The sequence below is a fragment of the Streptomyces sp. 13-12-16 genome (assembly GCF_002114215.1).
In the GTDB taxonomy this organism is placed as follows: domain Bacteria; phylum Actinomycetota; class Actinomycetes; order Streptomycetales; family Streptomycetaceae; genus Streptomyces.
In genome coordinates, this window is record NZ_NCTE01000307.1 from 1 (window position 1) to 2,851 (window position 2,851).

The 2,851-nt window shown below is 72.5% G+C and carries 3 protein-coding genes; all 3 read right to left on the reverse strand.

All coding sequences use genetic code 11. The annotated features are described in order from the left end of the window. Nucleotides 1-341: 341 nt before the first annotated feature. Complete coding sequence (locus B7767_RS13205) at nucleotides 342-1,514, reverse strand: acyl-CoA dehydrogenase family protein (protein WP_085572357.1); 1,173 nt, start codon at nucleotides 1,512-1,514, stop codon at nucleotides 342-344. Nucleotides 1,515-1,787: 273 nt separating this feature from the next. Next, nucleotides 1,788-2,444 carry a TetR/AcrR family transcriptional regulator gene (locus tag B7767_RS13210; RefSeq protein WP_085572358.1) on the reverse strand — a complete coding sequence of 219 codons (657 nt, stop codon included), beginning with the start codon at nucleotides 2,442-2,444 and terminating at the stop codon, nucleotides 1,788-1,790. Between the two features lie 94 nt (nucleotides 2,445-2,538). Next, nucleotides 2,539-2,679, reverse strand: coding sequence for an SCO1431 family membrane protein (locus B7767_RS44595; protein WP_107486059.1), 141 nt, complete (start codon nucleotides 2,677-2,679; stop codon nucleotides 2,539-2,541). Nucleotides 2,680-2,851: the final 172 nt, after the last annotated feature.

Consider the following 2,851-nt stretch of genomic DNA (forward strand, 5'->3'; position numbering starts at 1 on the left):
GCCGCCTGAGCGCGCACCGGTGCGGGGGCGGCGCGGTCCGCCGCCCCCGTCCGCGCGGGACGGCCGCGAACGCACGTCCTGTTCCGGGGGTCGGTGACCCGTCCGACCGCTCCCGCGTTGCCCGGGTATGACGACCCCCACGCACTCGACGACCGGGCGTCAACGCCGCGTCTTCGTGCCACCGCCCGCCCAGGCGGTGGCACCCGCGCCGCCCCGGCTCCCGGATCCGCCGATCTACCGCGATCTGATGCGGACCTGGGCGGACCGGGGCCGCACGCTGCCCGGGCGGCAGGACCCGGAGTGGACCCGGCTCACCGCGCCCCGGCGGGGGCCCGACCCGTTCAGCGGGTCTCCGGGCCCGCGAGGTGGCGGGCGATGACCATGCGCTGGATCTGATTGGTGCCCTCGACGATCTGCAGGACCTTGGCCTCGCGCATGTAGCGCTCGGCGGGGAAGTCCGCGGTGTAGCCGTAGCCGCCGAGGATCTGCACGGCGTCGGTGGTGACCCGCATCGCCGTGTCGGTGCAGTGCAGCTTGGCCATGGCGGCCTGCTTGGCGAACGGCCGCCCCGCGTCGCGCAGCCGGGCCGCCGCCAGATACAGCGCGCGCCCCGCCTCGATCTGCGTGGCCATGTCGGCGAGCATGAAGCGCAGTCCCTGGAAGTCGGCGATCGGCTTGCCGAACTGCCGCCGCTCGGCCGCGTAGCCGAGCGCCTCGTCCAGCGCCGCCTGGGCCAGGCCGATCGCGCAGGCGGCGATGCCGAGCCGGCCGCCGTCCAGCGCCGACAGGGCGATCGCGAAGCCCTGCCCCTCCTCGCCGATGCGCCGCGCGTCGGGGACCCGGACGCCGTCGAGATGGACCTGGGCGGTGGGCGAGCCCTTCATCCCCATCTTCTTCTCCGGCACGGCGGCGCTCAGCCCCTCGGCGTCACCGGGCACCAGGAACGCGGTGACGCCGCGCGGGCCCTCCTCGCCGGTACGGGCCATGACGGTGTAGAAGTCGGCGATGCCGCCGTGGGTGATCCATGCCTTGGTGCCGGTGATCACCCAGTCGTCGCCCTCGCGCACGGCCCTGGTGCGCAGCGAGGCCGCGTCCGAGCCCGAGGCGGGCTCGGAGAGGCAGTAGGCGCCGAGCAGGCCGCCACCGAGCATCGCGGGCAGATGCTCGGCCTGCTGCTCCTTGGCGCCGAAGGCGGCGAGCGCGTAGGAGGCCAGGGTGTGCACGCTGACACCGAGGCCGACGGTGAGCCGGGCCGCGGCGAGCTCTTCGAGGACCTGGAGGTAGACCTCGTACGGCTGGTCTCCGCCGCCGTACTCGGAGTCGTAGGGGAGGCCGAGCAGGCCGGACTCGGAGAGCAGGGTGAACAGTTCGCGGGGGAAGCGGCCCGCGTCCTCCTCCTCGGCCGCCCGCGGGGCGACCTCGCGCTGTGCGATGTCGCGGACGAGCGAGATGAGGTCCCGGGCTTCGTCCGTGGGCAGTTGCCGGTCCACCGGCTGCGGGGCGCGGTCGGGCATGGCGACGCTCTCCTCCCTGTTCGGGCACATCGGCGTGCGCCTTGGGTGGGGGCGGCTCCGCCGGGTCGTATCGGTGCCTGGCCGATGCTCGCACTCCCGGGTCTCGGAAGCTGCTGACCAGCGGCTGTGCGCTGCGAGTATGCCCGATCGGCTGCAGCAAGTCACTTGTTAACGACCGCTTACTTCAAAAAAGTTTCCGTGCGCTCACCGAACGGAACATTCACCCGAAAGGTGACATCTCGCACAGGGAACCGATCAAGGGCCGGGGCCGTCTCAGGCGTCGCGGCGGGCGGGCGCCGGGGCCGGGTGGGTGGGGTCCAGCTCCTCGATGGCACGCAGGGCCCCGCCGAGCGTCCTCACCAGCAGCTCGCTCATGGTCTCGCGGGACAGCTCACCGCGGTCGATCCAGGCGAGCGCGGCGCCCTCCACGCTGCACACCCAGGCCAGCAGGCCCATCCGCGCCACCGGCGCGATGTCCGTACGGCCGTAGGCGCCCTCGGCGATGGTCGCGACGATGGCCTCGCGCACCCCGTCCCGGATGGCGTGCACCTCGGTGTCGAAGCCGACGCCGCCGCTGACGATCGCGCGGTAGGCGGCCTGGTTGTGCTCGGCGTACCGCAGATAGCTGTCGATGGTGCGGTGCACCCGCTCCACGGGCGGCAGTCCGGCACCGCTCGCGGCGAAGCCGACCAGACCGGCCACCGAGTCCTCGATGATCGCCAGGTAGTAGCCGCGCTTGGAGTGGAAGTAGTAGTAGATCAGCCCCTTGGCGACCTGCGCCTGACGCGCGATGTCGTCCATCGAGAGCGCGTCGTACGACGTGTCCGCGAACAACCTCCGCCCGATGGCGATGAGTTCGGCGCGACGCGCGGACGAACGCTCGGTACCGCGTGCCGCGGGACGTACGGCGGACTGCCGGCTGATGTTCAATTTCGACCCAGGTCTTCCTGCGGACGGCGGGACATCCCGCCGCAGTATGTCAGGTCATCCTGAGGGCTCGGGCCGGTAGCCCCGTGACCTGGGGTTAAAGCAGTCCCAGCTGGGTCATGAACATCGCGAGGACCACGACGAGGGTCCATCCCATGGCGTGTTCGAGGATCTTCGGGCCGTCCTCCCGGGGGCCGCCGGTGCGGGCGCGGGTGACGGTGGCTGCGTTCGTGGTCATGGCTTCTCGCTGGTCTCCGTGGTGCGGTGGACTCCCCCTGCGACTGACGTCCACCTTGCCACCGCGAGCGGCTTCTGTGGCCGAGACGTCGGTCACAGGCGTCCGGCGGCCCCGGCCGTCCGGGGCCGCCGGCGGGGCCGGCTCAGCGCACGCCCACCGCCGCGAGCGCCTT

What these genes read in the sequence shown, in the direction of transcription:
- B7767_RS13205 (WP_085572357.1), bottom strand. Translation starts at nt 1,514, where the DNA reads ATGCCCGACCGCGCCCCGCAGCCGGTGGACCGGCAACTGCCCACGGAC.
- B7767_RS44595 (WP_107486059.1), bottom strand. Translation starts at nt 2,679, where the DNA reads ATGACCACGAACGCAGCCACCGTCACCCGCGCCCGCACCGGCGGCCCC.